Source organism: Xanthomonas sp. BRIP62409 (assembly GCF_003992965.1).
GTDB classification, from domain to species: Bacteria; Pseudomonadota; Gammaproteobacteria; order Xanthomonadales; family Xanthomonadaceae; genus Xanthomonas; species Xanthomonas euroxanthea.
On record NZ_QEZJ01000017.1, the window covers coordinates 247,432 to 270,215 of the forward strand.

Below are 22,784 nucleotides of genomic sequence, written 5' to 3' on the forward strand. Positions count from 1 at the left end.
GATCCGACCTCTATAATCGGGGGCCGATTCCTCTTTAGTTGTTGCCATGACTGCCGCCGCGGCCGACGAACTGCACACCATCATCGACCTGATCCGCTACGGCACCAGCCGTTTCAATGCAGCCGGTCTGACTTTCGGCCATAGCTACGACAATGCGCTGGACGAGGCCACCCAGCTGGTCCTGCACAGCCTGCACCTGCCGCACGACCTGGGCCCGGCCTATGGCCAGGCGCGCCTGCTGCGTTCGGAAAAGGAGCAGGTGCTGGGCCTGTTCGAGCGCCGCATCACCGAGCGTGTGCCGGCGGCGTACCTGACCGGTGAGGCCTGGTTCGCCGGGCTGAGCTTCAAGAGCGATGCGCGCGCGCTGGTGCCGCGGTCGCCGATCGCCGAGCTGATCGAGGCCGGCTTCGAACCCTGGCTGGGCGGACGCGAAGTCACCCGCGCGCTGGACCTGTGCACCGGTTCGGGCTGTATCGCGATCGCCATGGGCCACTACAACCCGCAGTGGGACGTGGACGGCGTGGACATCAGCGACGACGCGCTGGCATTGGCCGCCGAAAACAAGGCGCGCCTGCATGCCGACAATGTCACCCTGCTCAAGTCGGACCTGTTCGCCGGGCTGGGTGGCCGCCAGTACGACCTGATCGTCACCAATCCGCCGTATGTCACCAACGACGAAACCGATGCGCTACCGCAGGAGTATTCCTACGAGCCGGAGCTGGGGTTGCGTGCGGGCGACGACGGCCTGGATCTGGTGCTGAAGATCCTGCGCGATGCGCCGCAGCACCTCAGCGAAGACGGTCTGCTGATCTGCGAAGTGGGCGAGTCCGAGCAGCACCTGATCAAGCTGTTGCCGGAAGTGGATCTGGCCTGGGTCGAATTCAAGGTGGGGCAGATGGGCATCTTCGCGATCGAATGCCGCGAGTTGATCGCGCACGGCGTGCGCATCGCCGAGCTGGCCAGTGCGCGCTGAATCGTCCATCGCGCGGCCGCAGCTGAGCGATCTGCTGTTGCTGGTGCCGGTGTCCATCTTCGGCGTCGGCATTCCGCTCAGTTTGATCGACGTGGTGTACCGCCTGTTCGACCCGATGTACGGCGGTCCCTGGCAACAGCGCTGGTTGAGCGCGGCGGCGGAGGTCGGTTTTGGCCTGATGGCGTTTTTCGGCCTGGTGTCGGCGTGGATCGTGGTGGTCAGTTCGGATGCGGCCTTGCGTGCGCATCGGCGCCGCACGCTCATTGTGGCACTCGGCCTGCTGGTCGGAACTGGCGTTGCGCTGCACCTGCTCGCCGATTGGCTGCTGAGTGGGCGCATTAAGCTGGATGTCTTTGCGCTGGTGTTCAGCGGCCTGTTGGCGGTGGCACCGATGCTGGTGGCGGCACGTCATCTGCCGCGCCTGCTGCGCGCCACGCCACCTGCTGCAATGTTGAGAGGATGCCGTCATGGGCAGTAACAGTTTCGGCCGCCTGTTGACGGTCACCACCTTCGGCGAGTCGCACGGGCCGGCGATCGGCTGCGTGGTCGACGGTTGCCCGCCGGGCCTGGAGATCGCGCCGGAAGAATTCACCCACGATCTGCAGCGGCGTGCATCCGGCAAGAGCCGGCATACCTCGGCGCGCCGCGAAGCCGACGAGATCGAGATCCTGTCCGGCGTCTATGAAGGCCGCACCACCGGCACGCCGATCGGCCTGCTGATCCGCAACACCGATCAGCGCAGCAAGGACTACAGCAACATCGCCCAGCAGTTCCGTCCCGGGCACGCCGACTACACCTATTGGCAGAAGTACGGCATCCGCGATCCGCGCGGCGGTGGGCGCTCGTCCGCGCGCGAGACCACCATGCGCGTGGCCGCCGGGGTGATCGCCAAGAAGTGGCTCAAGCAGCGCTACGGCGTGCTGGTGCGCGGATTTCTATCGCAGCTGGGCGAGATCCGCCCGACCGGTTTCGACTGGAATGCGGTCGAGGACAACCCGTTTTTCTGGCCGCATGCCGAGCAGGTGCCGGAGCTGGAAACTTACATGGACGCGCTGCGCAAGTCCGGCGATTCGGTCGGTGCGCGCGTGGACGTGGTGGCCGGTGGCGTGCCGGCGGGCTGGGGCGAGCCGATCTACGGCAAGCTCGATGCCGAACTGGCCGCCGCCTTGATGAGCATCAATGCGGTCAAGGGCGTGGAGATCGGCGACGGTTTTGCCAGCGCCGCGCAGAAAGGCACCGAACACCGCGACCTGATCACCCCGGAAGGCTTCCTCAGCAATCATGCCGGCGGCATCCTGGGCGGCATTTCCACCGGCCAGGCGATCACCGCCTCGATGGTGCTCAAGCCAACCTCCAGCCTGCGCCTGCCCGGCGCGACCGTGGATGCGGATGGCGCCGTGGTCGATGTGATCACCACCGGCCGCCACGACCCTTGCGTCGGCATCCGCGCCACCCCGATCGCCGAGGCGATGATGGCATTGGTGCTGATGGATCAGGCCTTGCGTCATCGCGCCCAGTGCGGCGATGTCGGCGAGGTGGCGCCACGTATTCCTGGTCAGGTCGATGTCTGAAACAACGCGCCCCAAGGTGTGGGTCAGCCAGCCGCTGTTCGACGATGTCGTCGCGCAGCTGGGCGAGCATTTCGAGCTGACCACCACCGAGCGCGTCACTGCCTATTCGCCGGCCGACCTGGCCGCGCGGCTGGCATCGCTGGACGGTGCCTTGATCACCCTCAACGAGCGTGTCGGCGCGGCGGAAATCGGCTCCGCGCCGCGGCTGCGTGCGATCGCCAATGTCGGGGTGGGCTACAACAACCTGGATCTGGACGCACTCAGTGCGGCCGGCATCCTGGCCAGCAACACGCCCGATGTACTGACCGAGACCACGGCCGATCTCGGCTTTGCAGTCCTGATGGCCACCGCGCGCCGCATCACCGAAGCCGAGCGCTGGTTGCGCGACGGGCAGTGGGGGCAGTGGTCGTTCAAGACCATGCTCGGCGCCGATATCCACGGCAGCACGCTGGGCATCCTGGGCATGGGCCGGATCGGGCAGGGCATCGCCCGCCGTGGCGCGCACGGCTTTGGCATGCGCGTGCTGTATCACAACCGTAGCCAGCTGCCGGCCGCCAAAGAACAGGCGCTCGGCGCGCGGTACGTGGACTTCGACACGTTGCTGGCGCAGTCCGATCACCTGGTCCTGGTGCTGCCGTACACCAAGGCGTCGCACCACATCATCGATGCCGCCGCGCTGGGCAAGATGCGCGCGAGCGCCACGCTGGTGAACATCGCGCGCGGTGGCCTGGTCGATGAAATCGCGCTGGCCGATGCGCTCGCCAATGGGCGCCTGGCCGCTGCCGGCCTGGATGTCTATGAAGGCGAACCTGCGGTCCGTCCCGAACTGCTGGCCCTGCACAACGTCGTGCTCACTCCGCATATCGGCAGCGCCAGCCTGGCCACGCGCCGCGCGATGGTGCAGCTGGCGGTGGACAACCTGATTGCCGCGCTGGGCAAAGGCCGCAATGCCGGCCATCCGCCGAGCGCGCTGAATGCCGATGCGGTGGCCGCTGCCAAACAGGCCGGCGTGCGCGATGGCGAAGCGACCAACACCGGCGCCGGCAAAACCACCACGACCAAACGATAGGGAACCTCCGCGGCCAGCTTTGGAGGTTCCCCGAACCCACTGCGCAAGCGCGTTCCCCTCTTTCCCCATTCGATAAAGACAATCTCATGAGCAACGAAAACCGTCGTTTCAACGTCGCGGTCGTGGGCGCCACCGGCGCTGTCGGCGAGACCATGCTGAGCATCCTGGCCGAGCGCAACTTCCCGGTCGCCACCCTGTACGCGCTGGCCTCGGCGCGCTCGGCCGGCGGGCAGGTCGAGTTCAATGGCGGCAAGGTCGACGTGCTGGATCTGGCCGACTTCGACCCCACCGGCGTGGACATCGCGCTGTTTTCCGCGGGCGGCAGCGTGTCCAAGGAGTACGGCCCCAAGTTCGCCGCCGCCGGCGCGGTGGTGATCGATAATTCCTCCGCGTTCCGTTACGACGACGACGTGCCGCTGGTGGTCTCGGAGGTCAATCCCGAAGCGCTGAAGCAGCGCCCGCGCGGCATCGTCGCCAACCCCAATTGCTCGACCATGCAGATGCTGGTCGCGCTCGGCCCGATCCACCGCAAGTACGGCATCGAGCGCATCAATGTGGCGACCTACCAGTCGGTCTCCGGCGGCGGGCGTTCGGCGATGGAAGAACTGGGCAAGCAGACCAGCGAGCTGCTGAGCTTCCAGCAGATCGACCCGCAGCGTTTCCCGGTGCAGATCGCCTTCAACCTGATTCCGCATATCGACGACTTCCAGGACAACGGCTACACCAAGGAAGAGATGAAGCTGGTCTGGGAGACGCGCAAGATCCTGGGCGATGACAGCATCCAGGTGAACCCCACCGCCGTGCGCGTGCCGGTGTTCTACGGGCACTCCGAAGCGGTGGCGATCGAAACCCGCGACAAGATCACCGTCGACGATGCGCGCGCGCTGCTGTCCGCATCGCCCGGCGTGGAAGTGGTGGACGAGCGCAAGCCTGGCGGCTACCCGACCCCGGTCACGCACGCGTCCGGCAAGGACGCGGTGTTCGTCGGCCGCATCCGTGAGGACCTGTCGCATCCGCGCGGCCTGAACCTGTGGATCGTCTCGGACAACATCCGCAAGGGCGCCGCCCTCAACGCCGTGCAGCTGGCCGAGCTGGTCGCGCAGGAAGGCTGACCACGGGTAGCCCGTAGGAGCGCGCTGGCGCGCGATGAAGCTGTCCCGGTGAAGCCTCATCGCGCACAAGTGCGCTCCTACCAACGCGCTGCCGATGGCCTGCTGCATGGGTGTCGCATCGCGGTATCGCCACGGCATGCGCGCTCTGCGCGGGGGGGCGCCGACTTTTTCGCCCATGCAGCGGCTATATTGATGCCCATGAAACATAGGGGCGGGGGCGCGATGCGTCCGATACAAGGGATAGGTGCGCTGCTGCTGATGGCCTGCAGCGGCGCTGCAATGGCGTTGGGCCTGGGCGATATCCGGGTGCTGTCCCGGCCGGGGCAGCCATTGGTGGCCGAGATTCCGGTCATCTCCAACGAACCGGGCGAACTCGACAACGCACGCGTGGCGCTGGCATCGGCCACCACGTTTGCACGGGTCGGCCTGGAGCGCCCGCAGGGCCTGGTCAGCAACCTGCAGTTCCAGTTCGCGCAGGACGCGCGCGGGCGTGCGGTGATCCGCGTGACCAGCAGCCAGGCAGTGGACCAGCCGGCGATCAACTTCCTGATCGAGGTGGAGTGGGGCCAGGGCCGGCTGGTGCGCGAGTATTCCGCACTGGTCGATGCGCCCAATACCGCGGCTGCGATCGCCGGTCCTGCCATCGAGGCGCCGCGCGCCGGGGCCAGCAATGCCATCGCACGTGAGCCGGCCGCCGCGCCCGCAGCCGTTGCCGGACGCGCCGGGCAGGCTGCCGACGCAGTGGCGCCCGGCACACGTTCCGGCACGCGCGCTGCCGCGCCGGCGCCGGCCGGCGATGCGCTGCCGGCGGTGCGCTCGGGCCAGACCTTGTCCGAAATCGCTGCCGCCGTGGCCCGTTCCAACGGGCATTCGCTCGACCAGACCATGCTGGCGCTGCTGCGCACCAACCCGGATGCCTTCATCGACGGCAACATCAATCGCTTGAAGCAGGGTGCAGTGCTGCGCACCCCGCAGGAAGATGCGCTGGCGCAGGTCGGTGCTGCCGAAGCGGCGGTGATGGTGCGCGAGCAGGCCGCGCAGTGGCGACAGGCGCGCGCGGCGGTTCCACAGCCGGCCGAGGCCGGCGCCACTGCTGCAACGCCGGCACCTGCCGCAGCTGTTGCGACGTCGGCAGGTGCCGGCGCGCGGCTCGAGATCGCCCCGGCAGTGGCGAGTCAGACCAACCAGGCCGGCGCCACGTCCGGCACCAGTGCCGAAGGCGAGGGCGACATGGCGGCCAACCAACAGTTGCAACAGGCCAGGGAAGACATCGCCACCCGCGATGCGGAATTGCAGGATCTGCGCACCCGCGTGGCCGATCTGGAAAAGCTCAAGCAGCAACAGCAAGCCTTGATCGCAATGAAGGACACCGACCTGGCGGCCGCACAGAAGCGCTTGTCCGAAACGCCGACCGCGGCGCAGCAGGGTGGCGGTTTTCCACTGTGGTTGATCGGCGGGCTGGTGTTGGTCGTCGCGGCGGTCGTCGCCTGGCTGGCGGCACGCCGGCGCAAGCCCTCGCCGCTGCCGCCGTTGCCGCAGCGTCAGTTCGACATCGGGCCTGCCGGCACCGCGGCAGACGCCGTGGCGCTGCAGGACGATGCACAGGCCACCGTGCCCAGCGAGCACGATGTGCTGCATGAAACCGAATTCGAGCAGGCGGATCTGCGCGAAGACGAGCGCGCCTACCAGGCGCAGCAGCCGCTGTCCGATGTGTTGCGTCGCGAACCGCTGCTGTCCGAGCCTGTCGCAGCGCCGTCGGTGGTTGCCAGCGAGGATTGGCGCTCGCTGCGTGCGACGCCGCCAGCGCCTCCGGTGGTGCAGCCGGAGTTCGCTACGCCTGAGGAACCGGTGCCGGAGCAGGTGAGGTCCGCGCCTGCGGAGCTTCCGTACGGCCAGCCGCAGGACGTAGACGCCACGCGCGCCGGCAACGATCGCGCGCCGGGCGTACCGCTTGCCTCGGTCGCCACGCAGGACAGCCCGGAGATCGACCCGGTGCCTATCGCCCCGGCCGCTGCGCCCAGCGCGGTGAGCACCAGGGGGTTCGTCTCTGCAGGCCGCGATCGTCTGGAACTGGCCGTGGCCTACATGGATCTCGGCGACACGGACACCGCGCGTGGCTTGTTGCTGGAGGTGGCTGCAACCGGCGATGAGGCCACCCGCGCCGAAGCCGCCGAACTGCTGGAGCGGCTGGCATGAGCCCGGCGCTGGACAGCCTGGCCGCCGCACAGGCCGCCGCACGCGAGCGCCGTATCGATTACGTGGAATTTGCCTCGCTCGATCTGGATGCCAGCCGCGCGTTTTTCGAGACCGTGTTCGGCTGGCAGTTTCAGGCCTATGGTCCGGATTATCTGGCCTTCAATGACGGTCGTCTGGACGGTGGTTTCTATCGCGCCACTGCGGCAGCGTCGGCAGATGCGGGTCCGCTGATCGTGCTGTATGCCGACGCGCTGGAGCCCATGGGCGAGCGCGTACGCGCTGCCGGTGGCGAGATCGTCAAGCCGGTGTTCGGTTTTCCCGGCGGCAGCCGGTTTCATTTCCGCGAGCCGGGCGGTAACACGCTGGCGGTGTGGTCCGAGCGCGCCGTCGGCTAGTCCGCGCACGCTCCATCGATTCGACAACAGGCAGGTTCCGATGCGTTACGCGCTGGGCGTGGAGTACGACGGCAGCGAGTTCCAGGGCTGGCAGCAGTTGGGTGAGCAGGGTGGGCCGAGCGTGCAGGCCAGCCTGCAGGCGGCGCTGTCCTCGGTGGCCGATGCCCCGGTGCAGGTGGTATGCGCAGGCCGCACCGATGCCGGCGTGCATGGCGAGTGCCAGGTGGTGCATTTCGACAGCGATGCGCACCGCGCGCCGCGTGGCTGGATGCTGGGCACCACCGCGCGCCTGCCGCCCTCGATCGCGGTGCGCTGGTGCGTACCGGCGGCCGCCGACTTCCACGCGCGGTTTTCCGCGCGCGCACGCCGTTACCGGTATCGCCTGCTCAACCGGCAGATACGCCCGGCGCTGTATCGCCAGACCTTGAGCTGGGAACGCCGCCCGCTGGATGCCGATGCCATGCACGCGGCCGCGCAGGCGTTATTGGGCGAGAACGACTTCAGCGCATTCCGCAGCGTGCAATGCCAGGCCTTGCACGCACGCCGCAACCTGCAGGCCATCAGCGTGCAACGCATCGGCGAGGTGGTGGAGGTGCAGGTCCAGGCCAATGCATTCCTTCATCACATGGTGCGGAATATTGTTGGCTCGCTGATCCTGATCGGAACCGGGGAACAACCGGGCGACTGGATCGCGACGTTGCTGGCCGGTCGCGACCGCACGGTGGCCGGGCCGACAGCGCCGCCACAAGGTCTGGTCTTCATCGGGCCGTTGTATCCCGCAGAGTGGCATCTGCCCGCTGAGGTAACCCAATGAATCGATCGCTGTACCGCACCCGTATCAAGTTCTGTGGCATGACCCGCGCCGGTGATATTCGACTGGCCGGCGAGCTGGGTGTGGACGCGGTGGGGTTCATTTTTGCGCATGGCAGCCCGCGCCGCGTGGCGCCGGCCGAGGCGCGCGCAATGCGCCAGGCCACCGCGCCGATGGTCGATGTGGTGGCCTTGTTCCGCAACAATTCCAAGGAAGAAGTGCGCGAAGTGGTGCGTACCGTGCGCCCGACCTTGCTGCAGTTTCATGGCGAGGAAGACGACGCGTTCTGCCGCAGCTTCAACCTGCCGTATCTCAAGGCCATACCGATGGGCAGCACCGGCATGAACGGCGAGGACGCCAACGCGCGGACCTTGCAGCTCGCCTATCCCAATACCGCCGGTTTCCTGTTCGACAGCCATGCGCCCGGCGCCGGTGGCGGTACCGGCAAGACCTTCGATTGGTCGCGGCTGCCGACCGGCCTGCATCGCCCGTTTCTGCTGGCGGGTGGCATCACCGCCGACAACGTGTTCGATGCGATCGTGGCGACGCTGCCGTGGGGCGTGGACGTGTCCAGCGGCGTGGAGCTGGCGCCGGGGATCAAGGACGGCCACATGATGCGCAAGTTCGTCGAAGAAGTGCGTCGGGCCGATTGCCACGAGATGGGGTGAGTTGGGGGCGGGAATCGGGAATCGGGATTGGGGAATCGGAGCGGGCAGTCTGCTTCGTTGTTTTGATTGCCCTAGATCTTTCGCTTCTCTGATGATCGATTGTTCGGTCGCTGTTTCGCCGACCACTGAGCGTTCCAATTAGACGCTTGCGGCATCCGTGGTGTGCTGTTGATCCTCTGAAAGTGCATGACGGAGCCAGCCGGCGAGCTGTTCGATGCGCGGATCGGGGTTGCGCCTTGCGGCGCACAGCACCCAGCGGCCGCGCGTTGGCGTAAAGCCCCAGGGCGCCAGCAGGCGCCCGGCGGCCAGGTCCGCGGCAACCAGCGGTTGCGGTGCGATCGCCACGCCCAGGCCGGCCGCGGCCGCCTCCAGCAGATAGACCAGATGTTCGAATTCGGTGCCGAAGCCCAGCGCCTCGGGTGCCAGGCCGTGGCGTTGCGCCCATTCCGGCCAGGCCTGCGGGCGCGAGCGGGTGTGCAGCAAGGCGTGGTCGAGCAGGGCGGTCGCCGCGCTGCCATCGAGCCGGGTGGCCGATGCCAGCTGCGGGCTCAGCACCGGGCCGATCCACTCCACGCCCAGCTCGTGCACCTGCCACTCGCCTGGCCACGGCGGGGTGTCCAGCAGCAAGGCCGCATCCAGGCCATCCAGGTCCGGACCGGGCGCCTGTTCGTTGGCCGACAAATGCAGGCGCAGCTGCGGCAGATCCCGCTGCAGCCTGCCCAGCCGCGGGATGACCCAGCGCGCGAGCAGGCTGCCGGAACAGCCCAGCACCAGCGGCGCCTCGCTGGTGGGGCGCCGCAACGCTGCCCAGGTGTCGCCGATCAGCGCAAAGCCTTCGCCGGTGGCATCACGCAGCCTGGCGCCGGCAGGCGTGAGCACCAGGCCGCGGCCCTGGCGGGTGAACAGCGCCGTGCCCAGCGCCTGTTCCAGCGAGCGCACATGCCGGCTGATGGCGCCATGGGTCACGTGCAGCTCCTGCGCGGCCCGGCTGACGCTCTGCAGACGCGCGGCGGATTCGAACGCGCGCAGCGCTGCCAGCGGTGGAAGCAGTGTGCTCATATGTGAGTCCTGATCACAGGTTGCGGCAATCTTATCGATTTATTGAACGCCGTGGCTGCGCTACAGTAATGCCTCATGTACGACCGCATCGCTGCAGAGGATTCCCATGTCGGCCCAGCCCATCAGTGACTTTTACGCCTATCCGGACGCTGCCGGCCACTTCGGCAAGTTCGGTGGCCGGTTTGTCGCCGAGACCTTGATCGGCCCCTTGCAGGAGCTGTCTGCCGCCTACGACCAGGCGCGCCAGGATCCGGCCTTCATTGCCGAATACGACAAGGATCTCAAGCACTACGTCGGCCGGCCCAGCCCGATCTATCACGCCGAGCGCCTGAGCCGCGAAGTGGGCGGCGCGCAGATCCTGCTCAAGCGCGAAGACCTCAACCACACCGGCGCGCACAAGATCAACAACACCATCGGCCAGGCCTTGCTGGCCAGCCGCATGGGCAAGACCCGCATCATTGCCGAGACCGGCGCCGGCCAGCATGGCGTGGCCAGCGCCACGGTGGCCGCGCGGCTGGGCCTGGAATGCGTGGTCTACATGGGTGCCACCGACATCGAGCGGCAGAAGATCAACGTCTACCGCATGAAGTTGCTCGGTGCGACCGTGATACCGGTGACCTCCGGCTCGGCCACGCTCAAGGACGCGCTCAACGAAGCGATGCGCGACTGGGTCACCAACGTGCAGGACACCTTCTACATCATCGGCACCGTGGCCGGCCCGGATCCGTATCCGCGCATGGTGCGCGACTTCAACGCGATTGTCGGCCGCGAAGCGCGCGCGCAGATGCTGGAAGATTTCGGCCGCCTGCCGGATGCGCTCAGCGCCTGCGTCGGCGGCGGCAGCAATGCGATCGGCCTGTTCCATGCCTTCCTCAACGACCCAGGTGTCAAGATCTACGGCGCCGAAGCGGCCGGCGACGGCATCGCCAGCGGCCGTCATGCGGCGTCGATCGCGGCCGGGCGCCCCGGCGTCCTGCATGGCAATCGCACCTATGTGATCTGCGACGACGACGGCCAGATCACCGAAACCCATTCGATTTCTGCCGGCCTGGATTACCCGGGCGTGGGCCCGGAGCATTCGTTCCTGTCCGACAGCGGGCGTGCGGTCTACCAGGGCATCACCGACGACGAAGCGATGGCCGCCTTCCATCTGCTGGCGCATACCGAAGGCATCCTGGCCGCACTCGAATCCAGCCATGCAGTGGCGCAGTCGATCAAGCTCGCGCGCGAGATGCCCAAGGATGCGCTGATCCTGTGCAACCTGTCCGGCAGGGGCGACAAGGACGTGCACACCATCGCCGCACGCGAAGGCGTGCAGGTCTGATGCCGCTGCGGCGCGTCACCGTGACCGCGCTAGCCGACCAGCCGGGCGAACAGGACCTGCTGTTCGCCTGGCTCGACCGCTGGGCGCCGCAGATCCGCATGTGTTCGGAAAACAGCGGCTGCGGCTGCTGCCTGGACAGTTTCGACCTTGAGGTCGAGGCCCAGGCATTGACCGAATTGCCGGCCACGATGTACCAGGACTTCCATTGAGGCGGTCGCACCGCCTCTAACAATTGCAAGGTCTTTCAATGCGTCGTATCGACGAAACCTTCCAGCGTCTGCGTGCCGATGGCCGCAAGGCGCTCATCCCCTTCATCACCGCCGGCGATCCGTCGCTGGAAGCCACCGTGCCGGTGATGCATGCGCTGGTGCGCGCCGGTGCCGATGTCATCGAACTCGGCGTGCCGTTTTCCGACCCGATGGCCGACGGCCCCACCATCCAGCGCAGCTCGGAGCGCGCACTGGGCCGTGGAGCCGGCCTGGCCTATGTGCTGGAAGCGGTGCACGAGTTCCGCCGTGAGGACGCCACCACGCCGGTGGTGCTGATGGGCTACCTCAACCCGATCGAGATCCACGGCACCCGGCGCTTCGCCGAAGCCGCCGTCGCTGCCGGCGTGGATGGCCTGCTCCTGGTCGATCTGCCGCCCGAAGAGGCGGACGAGACCCGCGCGATCTTCACCGAGGTCGGCCTGGCGCTGATTGCGCTGGCGTCGCCGACCACCAGCGAGCAGCGCCTGGACATGCTGTGCAGCAGCGCCCAGGGCTATCTGTACTACGTCAGCTTCGCCGGCGTCACCGGCGCCTCGAACCTGCTCGACACCCATGCCGCCAGCGACCGCCTGCGCCAGCTGCGCCGGCGTGCCGGCGCCCCGGTGGTGGCCGGTTTCGGCATCAAGGACGCCGCCAGCGCCGCCGCCATGGCCGTCGACGCCGACGGCGTGGTGGTCGGCAGCGCGCTGGTCGCCGCACTGGCCGAAGCCACCGATGTCCGCAGCGCCCGCGAACGCGCCGAGGCTTTCCTGGCCCCGCTGCGGCAGGCGCTCGACCAGGCCTGACACCACAGCCTCTCTGCGCCTGCGGGCGAGAAGGGTACAGCTGGCGCGCCACCGGCACGCCAGCCTTGGGGCCGCCGCGCGGCAAGCGCGGGCCGGGCCGCCCGGGCCCGCATTTAGCCTGCGCGCTACCTCGGCTTTCCCGCAGCGCGTTAGACTGTCGCCCCTCTGCGGCCCACATGGCCGCCCTGCATGGATTGTCATACACGCATGAGCTGGCTCAGCAAATTGATGCCCTCCGGCATCCGCACCGAGAACACCCCGGCCAAGAAGCGCAGCGTCCCCGAGGGGCTGTGGGAGAAGTGCAGCAACTGCGGCAGCGCGCTGTACGGCCCCGAGCTCGAGGAGAACCTCGAGGTGTGTCCGAAGTGCGACCACCACATGGCGATCCGCGCGCGTGCGCGCCTGAACTCGCTGTTCGATCCCGACACCGCGACCACCGAGATCGCCGCGCAACTGGGCCCGGTCGACGTGCTCAAGTTCAAGGACCAAAAGCGCTATGGCGAGCGCATCAAGGCCAGCCAGAAGAGCAGCGGCGAGTACGACGCGCTGATCGCCATGCGCGGCACGCTCAAGGGCAACCCGCTGGTCGCCGCCGCATTCGACTTCGCCTTCATGGGCGGCTCGATGGGCTCGGTGGTCGGCGAGCGCTTCGCGCGTGCGGCCGAAGTGGCGCTGGAAGTCGGCTGCCCGTTCGTGTGCTTCTCCGCCAGCGGCGGGGCGCGCATGCAGGAAGGCCTGTTCTCGCTGATGCAGATGGCCAAGACCTCCGCGGCACTCGGGCGCCTGCGGGAAGCCGGCCTGCCGTACATCTCGGTGCTGACCCATCCCACCACCGGTGGCGTGTCGGCCTCGTTCGCGATGCTGGGCGACATCAATATCGCCGAGCCGCATGCGTTGATCGGCTTCGCCGGCCCGCGCGTGATCGAGCAGACCGTGCGCGAGACCCTGCCGGAAGGCTTCCAGCGGTCTGAGTTCCTGCTCGACCACGGTGCCATCGACCAGATCTGCGACCGCCGCGACATGCGCGACCGCATCGCCGATCTGACCGCACTGATGATGCGTCAGCCGCATCCGCAGGACGCGGCCGCATGAGGCCAGTGGCCGCGCGCTGGCGCGACACCGTCGCACGCGCCGCTGCGCGTGCGTCCACCCGTAGGCAGGAACACCGCAACGCATGAGCAGTCGCAAGTATTTTGGAACCGACGGCATCCGCGGTCGGGTCGGGCAGGGCGTGATCTCGGCCGATTTCGTGCTGCGGCTGGGCAATGCGCTCGGTCGGGTGCTGACCCAGGGCCGCAGCAAGCGTCCGCTGGTGCTGATCGGCAAGGACACGCGGATTTCCGGTTACATGTTCGAAGCCGCATTGGAAGCCGGCCTGGTCGCCGCCGGCGCCGACGTGCAGCTGATCGGCCCGATGCCGACCCCGGCCATCGCCTTCCTGACCAATACGCTGCGCGCCGATGCCGGCGTGGTGATCAGCGCCTCGCACAATCCGCATTACGACAACGGCATCAAGTTCTTCTCCGCCGAAGGCGAGAAGCTCGACGACGCCACCGAAGCGGCGATCGAGGCCGCGCTGGACGAGCCGTTCCACACCGTGGAATCGGAGCGCCTGGGCAAGGCGATCCGCACCCGTGATGCGATCGGCCGTTACATCGAATTCTGCAAGGCCAGCGTGGCGCGCGGGTTCACCCTGCACGGCCTGAAGATGGTGCTGGACTGCGCGCATGGGGCGACCTATCACATTGCGCCGATGCTGTTCCGCGAGCTGGGTGCGGACGTGGTCGTCATCGGCGCCGCGCCCGACGGGCTCAATATCAATGCCGGTGTCGGCTCCACCCATATCGACAATCTCGCCGCCAAGGTGCGCGAGAGCGGCGCGCAGCTGGGCATCGCCTTCGACGGCGATGGCGACCGCGTGCTGATGGCCGACGACCAGGGCAACCCGGTCGATGGCGACGACCTGCTCTACCTGCTCGCGTGCTCCTGGCAGGCCAGCGGCCGGCTCACCGGCACCGTGGTCGGCACCTTGATGACCAACTACGGCCTGGAACAGGCGCTGGCTGCACGGAACATCCCGTTCCAGCGCGCCAAGGTCGGCGACCGCTATGTGCACCAGGCGCTGGTCGAAGGCGGCGGCACGCTGGGTGGCGAAACCTCCGGCCATCTGCTTTGCCTGGATCGCGCCACCACCGGCGATGGCATCGTCAGTGCGCTGCAGGTGCTCGAGGCCCTGGGCCGCGATGGGCAGAGCCTGCGCCAGGCCCTGAGCAGCCTGAGCAAGGTGCCGCAGAAGACCGTCAACGTGCGGCTGGATGGCGGGGCGGCCAAGGCGATCGTGGAGGCCGCCGGCGTGCAGCAGGCACTGCAGCAGGCGCAGGCCGCCGTGCACGGCCGGGGACGTGCGTTCCTGCGTCCGTCCGGCACCGAGCCGGTGGTGCGCGTGACCGTGGAAGCCGACGACGCCGGTCTGATGCAGGACACGCTCGACCGTCTCTCCGGGGCCGTGCGTGACGCGGCGTGAGTCGCTGATCATTGGTGTGTGCGTGGTCTTTGCCAAGGCCGCGACGTTCTACCTGTTGTATCGCCTGCTGTCCTGAGCGGCAGGCCTTCCTTTCGACTTCCCGAACTCAACTGCAGATATCCGTATGAGCGCCCGCATCCCGACCCTGGACATCACCCGTTTCGACAGCGACCGCGACGCTTTCGTCGCCGAGCTCGGCGCGGCCTATCGGCAGTGGGGCTTTGCCGGCATCCGCAACCACGGCATCGCGCAGGCCGACATCGACGCGGCGTACGAGGTGTTCAAGGCGTTCTTTGCGCTGCCCGAAGAGGTCAAGCGTCGCTACCACGTGGAAGGCAGCGGCGGTGCGCGCGGCTATACCGCGTTCGGCGTGGAAACCGCCAAGGATTCCAAGCATTTCGATCTGAAGGAGTTCTGGCATATCGGCCGCGAAATCCCGGACGATTCGCCTTACCGCGCGGTGATGGCGCCGAATCTGTGGCCGGAAGAGGTGCCCGGGTTCCGTGAGCGCGGCTATCGCCTGTACCAGCAGCTGGATCACCTGGGCTCGCGCGTGCTGTCGGCATTGGCGCTGCATATCGGCCTGCCGCAGGAGTATTTCGTCGACAAGACCAACAACGGCAACTCGATCCTGCGGCCGATCCACTACCCGCCGATCACCAGCGACGACATTCCCAATGTGCGTGCCGGCGCGCATGGCGACATCAATTTCATCACCTTGCTGGTCGGTGCCAGCGCGGCCGGGCTGGAAGTGCGCTCCAACGATGGCGAGTGGGTGCCGTTCACTGCCGACGCCGACACCATCGTGGTCAACATCGGCGACATGCTGCAACGCCTGACCAACCACGTGTATCCGTCCACCATCCATCGCGTGGTCAATCCGCCGGGCGAGCAGGCACGCAAGCCGCGCTATTCGGTGCCGTTCTTCCTGCATCCCAATCCGGATTTCCTGATCGACGTGCTGCCGTCGTGCATCACCGCCGACAATCCGAGCCGGTATCCCAAGCCGATCACCGCGCACGGGTTTCTGGAAGAGCGTCTGCGCGAAATCAAGTTGAAGTAGTCCGTTCGCGGCCAGGACGCGCAGGCGATCGCTGCGTTTGCAGCATCGGCAATGACCGCCTGCACAGTTTGATTCATGAAAGTGTGCTCGCGTCCGATTAAAGCTTGCATTCACCTGAGCCGATAACCCAGTCTGATCGCTAGCGCGACGTCGGACTCGCCTGGCGCCCGCTGCTGAGTGCACTAGCTTGGGGGGCGCATGCGGATGCAGTGGTTCAAACGGATCGGCCCGGTTTGCGGGGTGCTGGCGTACTGCGCCGCAAGCTGCGCATTAGCAACGCCGCTCAGCGTGACCGTCGTCGATGCCAACGGCATGCTGGTCGATGCGGTGGTGAGCCTGGAGCCGGCACGTCCGGTTGCCGCCGGCGCGCCGCGGACCGTGGAGATGGACCAGGTCAATTCGCAGTTCGTGCCCGCCGTGCTGGCGGTGCGCACCGGCACCCTGGTGCGGTTTCCCAACAACGACCAGATTCGCCATCAGGTCTATTCGTTCTCCCCCGCCAAGCGCTTCGAATTGCCGCTGTTCCAGGGCAGCACCGCCGCACCGGTGCGCTTTGACCAAGCCGGTCTGGTGACGGTGGGCTGCAATATCCACGACTGGATGCTGGGCTATATCCTGGTGGTGGACACACCGTATTTCGGCAAGACCGGCAGCGACGGCCGCGTGCAGCTGGATGCGCCGGCAGGCAACTACACGCTGCGGGTCTGGCATCCGCGCATCAAGGGCGCCGCGCTCACCGAGCCGGTGGCACTTGCGCGCCAGGCCATGCAACGGCGCGTGACCCTGCAGACCACCGGCGCCGCGCCCGTGGTCGCGCCACTGGATGCGCGCGTGCGCGCGCTGCAGGACAAGTTCCGTCGCGCCGACCCGAAGACGCCGAAGCCATGAAGGCCATGCGCCTGCATACCCGGATCGCGGCCTTGTTGGTGCTGGTCGTGCTCGCCACGCAGGCACTGACCTTCATTGCGGTGCAGGTCGCCACCGAGCGTAGCGTCAAGGCGCAACTGGGCGAAGAACTGCAGATCGGCGAGCGCGTCTGGCAACGCATCAATCTGCGCCGCGACGAGCAACTGATGCAGTCGGCCTCGGTGCTGGCCGACGACTTCGGCTTTCGCGCGGCCGTGGCCAGTGGCGATGTGCCGACCATGCAATCGGCATTGCGCAATCACGCTGCGCGCATGTCGGCGCAGACCGCGCTGCTGTTGTCCCCGGACGGGGAGTTTCTGACCGGGCTCGCCGACCTGCCGCAAGCCGAACAGCTGCGCGCCGTGCAGACCCTGCTGCAGCAGGCGCAGCGCGATGGGCGTGCGGTCGGTGTGGTGGCCTTGGACAGCCGCATCGTGCGGCTGGCGGTGGTGCAGGTGCTGGCACCGAGCCGGGTGGGCTGGATCGCGATCGGTAATGAATCCGGCGACGGACTGGCGCAGGATTTCCGTTCCACCACCGGGCTGGATGCGACCTTCTTCACCGATGGCCCGCCGGTGCGCGTGCTGGCCTCCACCCTGGAGCCGGCCGCGCGCGCAGAGTTCGCACAGCAGCTGCCGACCGCCGAACGCGCGCAGGGCGCGGCGGTCGCCTTGACCCTGGCCCAGTCGCGTTACCTGGTCAAACTGCAGTCGATCCAGGGCGACAGTCATGTGCGGGTTGCGCTGCAGGCCTCGCTGGATCGCGCGGTGGCGCCCTATCGCGTGCTCAAGTTGCGCATCCTGCTGCTGGCGGGTCTGGCCACGGCTGCGGCGCTGGGCGTGGCGATCTTCCTGGCGCGCAGCGTCAGCAGGCCGGTCGCGCAGCTGGTACAGGCCGCACGGCGCATCCAGCGCGGCGATTACCACACCGCCGTCGAAGTGCCATCCGGGCGCGAACTGGCCGAGTTGGCCGACAGCTTCGGGCGCATGCAGCAGCAGATTGCCAGTCGCGAGCAGCACATCCTGCATCAGGCGCGCCACGATGCCTTGACCGGTCTGCCCAATCGCATCTGCTTGCTGGAGCGGCTGAAGGATGTGGTGGAGCAGACCGTGGCGTCCGGCGGCACCGCCGCGGTGCTGATCCTGGATCTGGAACGCTTCAAGGAACTCAATGACAGCCTGGGTCACGATTTCGCCGACCAGGTCCTGGTCGAGGTGGGCCGCCGTCTTGCCGACGTGGTGCAGGAACCCAATCTGGTCGGGCGGCTGGGCAGCGACGAATTCATGGTGGTGGTGGCGCAGACCGATGCCGCCACCGTGCAACAGGATGCACAGCGCTTGCTGCTGCAGCTGCGCCGCCCGCTGGCGCTGCCGCAGGCGCGCATCCAGCTGGAAGCCAGCATCGGCATCGCCCTGATCCCCGAACACGGCGCCGACCCGGACACCTTGCTGCGGCGCGCCGACATTGCCCGTCGCCAGGGCGGCAACGTCAGCACCATCGGTGCCAGCGTGTATCGCCTGGGCCAGGACGAGCAGCATCTGCGCCGGCTGCGCCTGACCGGCGATCTGCGCCAGGCCGTCGGTGGCAACGAGCTGACCTTGCGCTTTCAGCCCAAGATCTGCCTGCGCAACGATCGCGTCGAGCAGGTGGAGGTGCTGGTGCGCTGGCACCATCCGGTGCTCGGGGCGATCGGCCCGGACGAATTCATCCCGCTGGCCGAGCACTCCGGCGTGATCCACCCCTTGACCCGCTTCGTGCTGGACGAGGCGCTGCGCTGCCAGGCGCAGTGGCGCCGGCAGGGCCTGGAGCTGGGCATGGCAATCAATCTTTCCGCGCTGGACCTGTCCGACCCCGGTTTGCCGGATTACGTACGTGGCCGTCTGGAGCATCACGCGGTGCCGGCGCAGTCGGTCACGCTGGAGCTGACCGAAAGCGCCTTGATGCGCGATGTCGAATCCGCGCTGCACATGCTGCATCAGCTGCGCAGCGTCGGCGTGCGGCTGTCCATCGACGACTTCGGCACCGGCTATTCCTCGTTGGCGCAGCTCAAGCGCATGCCGGTGGACGAATTGAAGATCGACAAGAGCTTCGTCATGCAGCTGGCCGAAGGCACGGACGATGCGTTCATCGTGCGCAGCACCATCGATCTCGGGCATAACCTGGGCTTGAGCGTGATCGCCGAAGGCGTGGAAAACGCCACGTCCCTGGGACTGCTGCGCGGTTACGGCTGCGACATGGTGCAAGGCTATCTGTACGCGCCGCCGTTGGAAGAGGTGCCGCTGGTCGCCTGGTGCCTGCGCCAACTCGATACGACGCCGGCAGCGCAGGCAGGAGTGCATCGATGACCCGGTGGCGATGCACGCTGCTGGCTGCGGCACTGGCCGGGCTGGCCATCGCGCCCGCGTCGGTGATTGCGGGTGATGGGCGTCTGCTCGCCACCGGCGGCGTGTCGATGATCGAAGGTAGTAGCGGGGGCGGCATCGTGCCGTGGGCCACGCTGTCGGGCTACGGCACCCGCGACGAACTCGGCACCGTCCTGTTTGCCACGCATGTGGACAGCGGCGATTACCGGCTCGACGTGCAAGGCGCCGCGCTGACGGTCGGCAACCGGCTGGAACTGTCGCTGGCGCGGCAGCGGCTGGATCTGGGCACCCTGCAGGACCGGCTGGGCCTGCCATGGAATGCGCTCGGCCAGGACGTGTTCGGCGCCAAGCTGCGGGTCTATGGCGATCTGGTCTACGGGCATGCGCCACAGGTCAGTGTGGGCGTGCAGTACAAACGCCTGCGCGATGGCACGCTGCCGCTGGCGATCGGCGCGCGCGACGATCACGGCACCGATGTGTATGTCAGCGCCAGCCGTTTGTTGCTGCAGGGCGCGGGCGGCTACCAGTTGCTGCTCAACGGCACGCTGCGCGCAACCCGCGCCAATCAGACCGGTTTGCTCGGTTTCGGCGGCGATCGTCGCAACAGCTACCGGCTGGTCGGCGAGGCCAGCGCCGCCGTCGTGCTGTCGCCGGCATGGGTGGTCGGCGTGGAGTACCGCGACAAACCCGATAACCTCGGCTTCGCCCGCGAGCAGGCATGGGCCGATGGATTCGTGGCCTGGTTTCCCAGCAAGCATGTGTCCCTGACCGCGGCATGGGCCGAGCTTGGCGACATCGCCACGCTCGCCGACCAGCGCGGCCTCTATCTATCCCTGCAGGTGGCGTTGTGATGAATCGACGGCTGCGCTGGTCCTTGCTGGGCGTGCTGGCGCTGATGGGCGCCTGCGCCACCACGCAACCGCGCCCCACGCTCTATGACGAACTCGGCGGACAGGCCGGCATCGAGGCGCTGGTGGAAACCATGCTGTCGCGCATCGCCGACGATCCACGCATCGTCGACACCTTCGCGCGCGTCAACATCGTGATGCTCAACGAGCGGCTGGTGCAGAAGTTCTGCCATGTCGCCGATGGCCCGTGCCCGGATACCGCCAAATCGATGCAGCAGGCGCACGCGCACCTGGTCATTCGCGAAGGCGACTTCAACGCGCTGGTGGAGGACCTGAACTGGGCGATGGATCAGCGCAGGATTCCACGCCGCACGCAGAACCGGTTGCTGGCACGGCTGGCGGCCATGCATGGCGACATCGTCAATCACTGACGGCATCACACACCGGCCGCGCGTAGCGCTGGACGCGACGCCGCAGCGGATGTGCAGCCGCCTCACCGCAACGGCCGTACCCGATGCGATCCGCGCGCCATCACGCGCAATGCAAGCGCATGCGGCAACACGCGCAACGCCGCACTGACCAGGCGATAGCGCCAGCCCGGCACGGCCAGCACCTGGCCACGCTCCAGCGCGGCGATCCCATACTCGGCCACGTCGTCGGCTTGCAGCCAGGCCCAGCGGGGCAGGGCGGACATCGCCTCGCGGGTGCCGGTGACATCGTGAAATTCCGACCAGGCAAAGCCGGGGCATAGCGCGCAGACCTTGACCGCGCAGTCGGCATTTTCCAGTGCCAGCGATTCGCTGAAGCGCAGCAGGAAACTCTTGCTGGCCGCGTACAGCGTCTGCCCATCGGCACCCGGCGTCAGTGCGGCGAACGAGGCCACGTTGAGGATGCGGCCCTGGCCACTGGCACGAATCATCGGCAACAACCGCCAGGTCAGCTCGCATACCGCGGCCACCATCACCTGCAGGAAGCGTGCATGCGTGGCCCAGTCGTTGCGCAGATAGCGGTCCGGCACGCCGTAGCCGGCATTGTTGACCAGGGTGCCCACCGTCCAGCCATTGCGCTGGATCTGCGCAACCAGTGCTTCGGCCGCGTCGGCATCGCCCAGATCGGCCGGCAGGACTTCGACCTGCACCAACGGCCGCAACTCCTCGGCCAACGCCTGCAGCCGATCCACCCGGCGCGCGGTCAGGATCAGCGGCACGCCGCGCCTTGCGTAAGCGCGCGCAATCTCGCGGCCGATGCCGCTGGAGGCGCCGGTGACCAATGCAAAGACAGGCGAAACGGACATGGCAGGTTCCTGTTGAAGGGGGGAGGAGACAGGCAATGGACAGAAGTGTGCCGGCTGCCGACAGGGCATGGGCTATTCTGTCGCCTGTCTTCCACTCAGGAACCTGCGCCTGATGCGTCGAAAGATCGTTGCCGGAAATTGGAAGCTGCATGGCAGCCGCGCCTTCGCCACCGAACTGGTGGCCCGGATCGCCGCGCACATGCCCCTGGAGGGTGTCGATGTCGTCATCCTGCCGCCCCTGCCTTATCTCGGCGATCTGATCGAGGATTTCGAGGAGCACCACCTGTGTTTCGGTGCCCAGGACGTCAGCAGTAACGAGAAGGGCGCCTATACCGGTGAAGTCTCGGCCACCATGCTGGTCGATGTCGGCGCCGAATACGGGCTGGTCGGCCATTCCGAACGGCGCCAGTACCATCGTGAGAGCAGCGAGCTGGTGGCGCGCAAATTCGCCGCCGCCGTGCACGCCGGGCTGATCCCGGTGCTGTGCGTGGGCGAGTCGCTGGAACAGCGCGAAGCCAAGCAGACCGAAGCGGTGCTGCGCGCCCAGCTCGAACCGGTGCTGGCACTGGTGGGCAGCGCAGGCTTTGCCCGTGCCGTGCTTGCCTACGAGCCGATCTGGGCCATCGGCACCGGTCGCACCGCCAGCCCGGAGCAGGCGCAAGCCGTCCATGCCTTCCTGCGTGGCGAAGTCGCGAAGGCGGATGCTAGAATCGCCGATTCTCTGCCCATCCTGTACGGGGGCAGTGTCAAGCCCGATAACGCCGGCGAGCTGTTTGCGCAGCCCGACGTCGATGGCGGGCTGGTCGGAGGCGCCTCGCTGGTCGCCGAGGATTTCCTGGCCATCGCCCGTGCGGCGGCCGCTTGTTAACCCATTAAGTTTTGTCCGGGGACGGATTTCGAAATGCTGATGTTGATCCTCAATGTGGTCTACGTGCTGGTCGCGCTGGCGATGATTGCGCTGATCCTGATGCAGCGCGGTGCGGGTGCGGCAGCTGGTTCCGGCTTCGGTGCCGGCGCCTCGGGCACCGTGTTCGGCTCGCAGGGCGCGTCGAACTTCCTGTCCAAGTCGACCAAGTGGCTGGCGGTGGTGTTCTTCAGCATCAGCCTGTTCATGGCGTGGTACGCCACCCACGGCGCACGTCCCACCGACCAGAACCTGGGTGTGATGTCGCAGTCGGCCACCCCGGCGCCTGCCGCCGCAGGCGAGCTGACTCAGCCGTTGCCGCAGGCTCCGGCCGCCGGCGCAGTTCCGACCGCCCCGTCGCAGCCGGCGCCTGCTGCAACTCCAGCTGCGGCGCCTGCGCAGTCCGCACCGGTGCAGCAAGCGCCTGCGGCACGCGAAGAAAACGCTTCAGAACCAGCACAAAAACGCTGAAGCCGGTTACAATACGCTGCGCACTGGGATGCCCAGCGGCGCAACGTATGCCCAGGTGGCGGAATTGGTAGACGCACTACCTTGAGGTGGTAGCGACTTAGGTCGTAGGGGTTCGAGTCCCCTCTTGGGCACCATTGTTTGGCTGCAGTTCCTGCGCATTGCCTGTCGCGCGCGGGGTC

At 67.4% G+C, this 22,784-nt stretch carries 23 protein-coding genes and 1 tRNA gene; 22 read left to right on the forward strand and 2 right to left on the reverse strand.

Translation table 11 applies throughout. From position 1 onward, the window contains the following. The first annotated feature begins 46 nt into the window (after positions 1-46). The 9 genes from prmB (at position 47) to EO170_RS07440 (ending at position 8,795) form a co-directional block, all read left to right on the forward strand. Positions 47-973 carry a 50S ribosomal protein L3 N(5)-glutamine methyltransferase gene (gene prmB, locus EO170_RS07400; RefSeq protein WP_126943735.1) on the forward strand — a complete coding sequence of 309 codons (927 nt, stop codon included), beginning with the start codon at positions 47-49 and terminating at the stop codon, positions 971-973. Then, a complete protein-coding gene (locus EO170_RS07405) occupies positions 963-1,451 on the forward strand; it encodes a hypothetical protein (RefSeq protein WP_126943738.1) in 489 nt (162 codons plus the stop codon). The genes prmB and EO170_RS07405 overlap by 11 nt, the downstream gene beginning before the upstream one ends. After that, positions 1,441-2,544 (forward strand): chorismate synthase, encoded by a 1,104-nt coding sequence (aroC, locus tag EO170_RS07410; RefSeq protein WP_104597897.1) that lies wholly within the window; start codon positions 1,441-1,443, stop codon positions 2,542-2,544. The genes EO170_RS07405 and aroC overlap by 11 nt, the downstream gene beginning before the upstream one ends. Further along, positions 2,537-3,613 (forward strand): D-glycerate dehydrogenase, encoded by a 1,077-nt coding sequence (locus EO170_RS07415; protein WP_126943741.1) that lies wholly within the window; start codon positions 2,537-2,539, stop codon positions 3,611-3,613. The genes aroC and EO170_RS07415 overlap by 8 nt, the downstream gene beginning before the upstream one ends. A gap of 86 nt (positions 3,614-3,699) precedes the next feature. Then, a complete protein-coding gene (locus EO170_RS07420; RefSeq protein WP_016903697.1) occupies positions 3,700-4,725 on the forward strand; it encodes an aspartate-semialdehyde dehydrogenase in 1,026 nt (341 codons plus the stop codon). Between the two features lie 222 nt (positions 4,726-4,947). Continuing rightward, complete coding sequence (locus EO170_RS07425) at positions 4,948-6,921, forward strand: FimV/HubP family polar landmark protein (RefSeq protein ID WP_164740949.1); 1,974 nt, start codon at positions 4,948-4,950, stop codon at positions 6,919-6,921. Then, on the forward strand, positions 6,918-7,316 hold the full coding sequence (locus EO170_RS07430; RefSeq protein ID WP_119128527.1) for a VOC family protein: 399 nt from the start codon (positions 6,918-6,920) through the stop codon (positions 7,314-7,316). The genes EO170_RS07425 and EO170_RS07430 overlap by 4 nt, the downstream gene beginning before the upstream one ends. Before the next feature lie 40 nt (positions 7,317-7,356). Then, entirely contained in the window at positions 7,357-8,130 is a 774-nt protein-coding gene (gene truA / locus EO170_RS07435; protein WP_104581948.1) for a tRNA pseudouridine(38-40) synthase TruA, read from the forward strand. Continuing rightward, positions 8,127-8,795 (forward strand): phosphoribosylanthranilate isomerase, encoded by a 669-nt coding sequence (locus tag EO170_RS07440; RefSeq protein ID WP_104581949.1) that lies wholly within the window; start codon positions 8,127-8,129, stop codon positions 8,793-8,795. The genes truA and EO170_RS07440 overlap by 4 nt, the downstream gene beginning before the upstream one ends. A 138-nt stretch (positions 8,796-8,933) precedes the next feature. Here the strand turns inward: EO170_RS07440 and EO170_RS07445 are convergent, their stop codons facing one another. Then, positions 8,934-9,854 carry a LysR family transcriptional regulator gene (locus EO170_RS07445; protein ID WP_126943744.1) on the reverse strand — a complete coding sequence of 307 codons (921 nt, stop codon included), beginning with the start codon at positions 9,852-9,854 and terminating at the stop codon, positions 8,934-8,936. A 106-nt stretch (positions 9,855-9,960) separates the two neighbouring features. Here EO170_RS07445 and trpB point away from each other — a divergent pair, with 106 nt between their 5' ends. The 10 genes from trpB (at position 9,961) to EO170_RS07495 (ending at position 20,367) form a co-directional block, all read left to right on the forward strand. After that, a complete protein-coding gene (gene trpB, locus EO170_RS07450) occupies positions 9,961-11,178 on the forward strand; it encodes a tryptophan synthase subunit beta (protein WP_104648020.1) in 1,218 nt (405 codons plus the stop codon). After that, the gene (locus EO170_RS07455; RefSeq protein ID WP_104648019.1) at positions 11,178-11,387 is read left to right on the forward strand and encodes a hypothetical protein; all 210 of its coding nucleotides are present in this window, start codon (positions 11,178-11,180) and stop codon (positions 11,385-11,387) included. Before trpB ends, EO170_RS07455 begins: the two co-directional genes overlap by 1 nt. Positions 11,388-11,425: 38 nt before the next feature. Next, positions 11,426-12,232, forward strand: a complete 807-nt coding sequence (gene trpA, locus EO170_RS07460; protein ID WP_104581953.1) for a tryptophan synthase subunit alpha — start codon at positions 11,426-11,428, stop codon at positions 12,230-12,232. Between the two features lie 207 nt (positions 12,233-12,439). After that, positions 12,440-13,324: an acetyl-CoA carboxylase, carboxyltransferase subunit beta gene (accD, locus tag EO170_RS07465; protein WP_126943747.1), complete on the forward strand. Its 885-nt coding sequence runs from the start codon at positions 12,440-12,442 to the stop codon at positions 13,322-13,324. Positions 13,325-13,406: 82 nt separating this feature from the next. After that, entirely contained in the window at positions 13,407-14,756 is a 1,350-nt protein-coding gene (gene glmM, locus EO170_RS07470; RefSeq protein ID WP_126943750.1) for a phosphoglucosamine mutase, read from the forward strand. Positions 14,757-14,880: 124 nt separating this feature from the next. After that, positions 14,881-15,819 carry a 2-oxoglutarate and iron-dependent oxygenase domain-containing protein gene (locus tag EO170_RS07475; RefSeq protein ID WP_126943753.1) on the forward strand — a complete coding sequence of 313 codons (939 nt, stop codon included), beginning with the start codon at positions 14,881-14,883 and terminating at the stop codon, positions 15,817-15,819. A gap of 204 nt (positions 15,820-16,023) precedes the next feature. After that, complete coding sequence (locus tag EO170_RS07480; protein WP_126943756.1) at positions 16,024-16,707, forward strand: methylamine utilization protein; 684 nt, start codon at positions 16,024-16,026, stop codon at positions 16,705-16,707. Beyond that, on the forward strand, positions 16,704-19,070 hold the full coding sequence (locus EO170_RS07485; protein WP_126943758.1) for an EAL domain-containing protein: 2,367 nt from the start codon (positions 16,704-16,706) through the stop codon (positions 19,068-19,070). Before EO170_RS07480 ends, EO170_RS07485 begins: the two co-directional genes overlap by 4 nt. Then, positions 19,067-19,939, forward strand: a complete 873-nt coding sequence (locus tag EO170_RS07490; protein ID WP_126943761.1) for a DUF3034 family protein — start codon at positions 19,067-19,069, stop codon at positions 19,937-19,939. Before EO170_RS07485 ends, EO170_RS07490 begins: the two co-directional genes overlap by 4 nt. Next, positions 19,939-20,367: a group 1 truncated hemoglobin gene (locus tag EO170_RS07495; protein ID WP_104648014.1), complete on the forward strand. Its 429-nt coding sequence runs from the start codon at positions 19,939-19,941 to the stop codon at positions 20,365-20,367. Before EO170_RS07490 ends, EO170_RS07495 begins: the two co-directional genes overlap by 1 nt. 62 nt (positions 20,368-20,429) lie before the next feature. On the opposite strand, the gene EO170_RS07500 is transcribed toward EO170_RS07495, so the two are convergent. Further along, a complete protein-coding gene (locus EO170_RS07500) occupies positions 20,430-21,230 on the reverse strand; it encodes an SDR family oxidoreductase (protein ID WP_126943764.1) in 801 nt (266 codons plus the stop codon). 112 nt (positions 21,231-21,342) lie between these two features. Between EO170_RS07500 and tpiA the strand changes: the two genes are divergently transcribed. The 3 genes from tpiA (at position 21,343) to EO170_RS07515 (ending at position 22,739) form a co-directional block, all read left to right on the forward strand. Further along, positions 21,343-22,098 (forward strand): triose-phosphate isomerase, encoded by a 756-nt coding sequence (gene tpiA / locus EO170_RS07505; RefSeq protein WP_115677535.1) that lies wholly within the window; start codon positions 21,343-21,345, stop codon positions 22,096-22,098. Positions 22,099-22,131: 33 nt separating this feature from the next. After that, positions 22,132-22,605 carry a preprotein translocase subunit SecG gene (secG, locus tag EO170_RS07510; protein ID WP_119131315.1) on the forward strand — a complete coding sequence of 158 codons (474 nt, stop codon included), beginning with the start codon at positions 22,132-22,134 and terminating at the stop codon, positions 22,603-22,605. A 49-nt stretch (positions 22,606-22,654) separates the two neighbouring features. Beyond that, positions 22,655-22,739, forward strand: a tRNA-Leu gene (locus EO170_RS07515). The last annotated feature ends 45 nt before the right edge of the window (positions 22,740-22,784 follow it).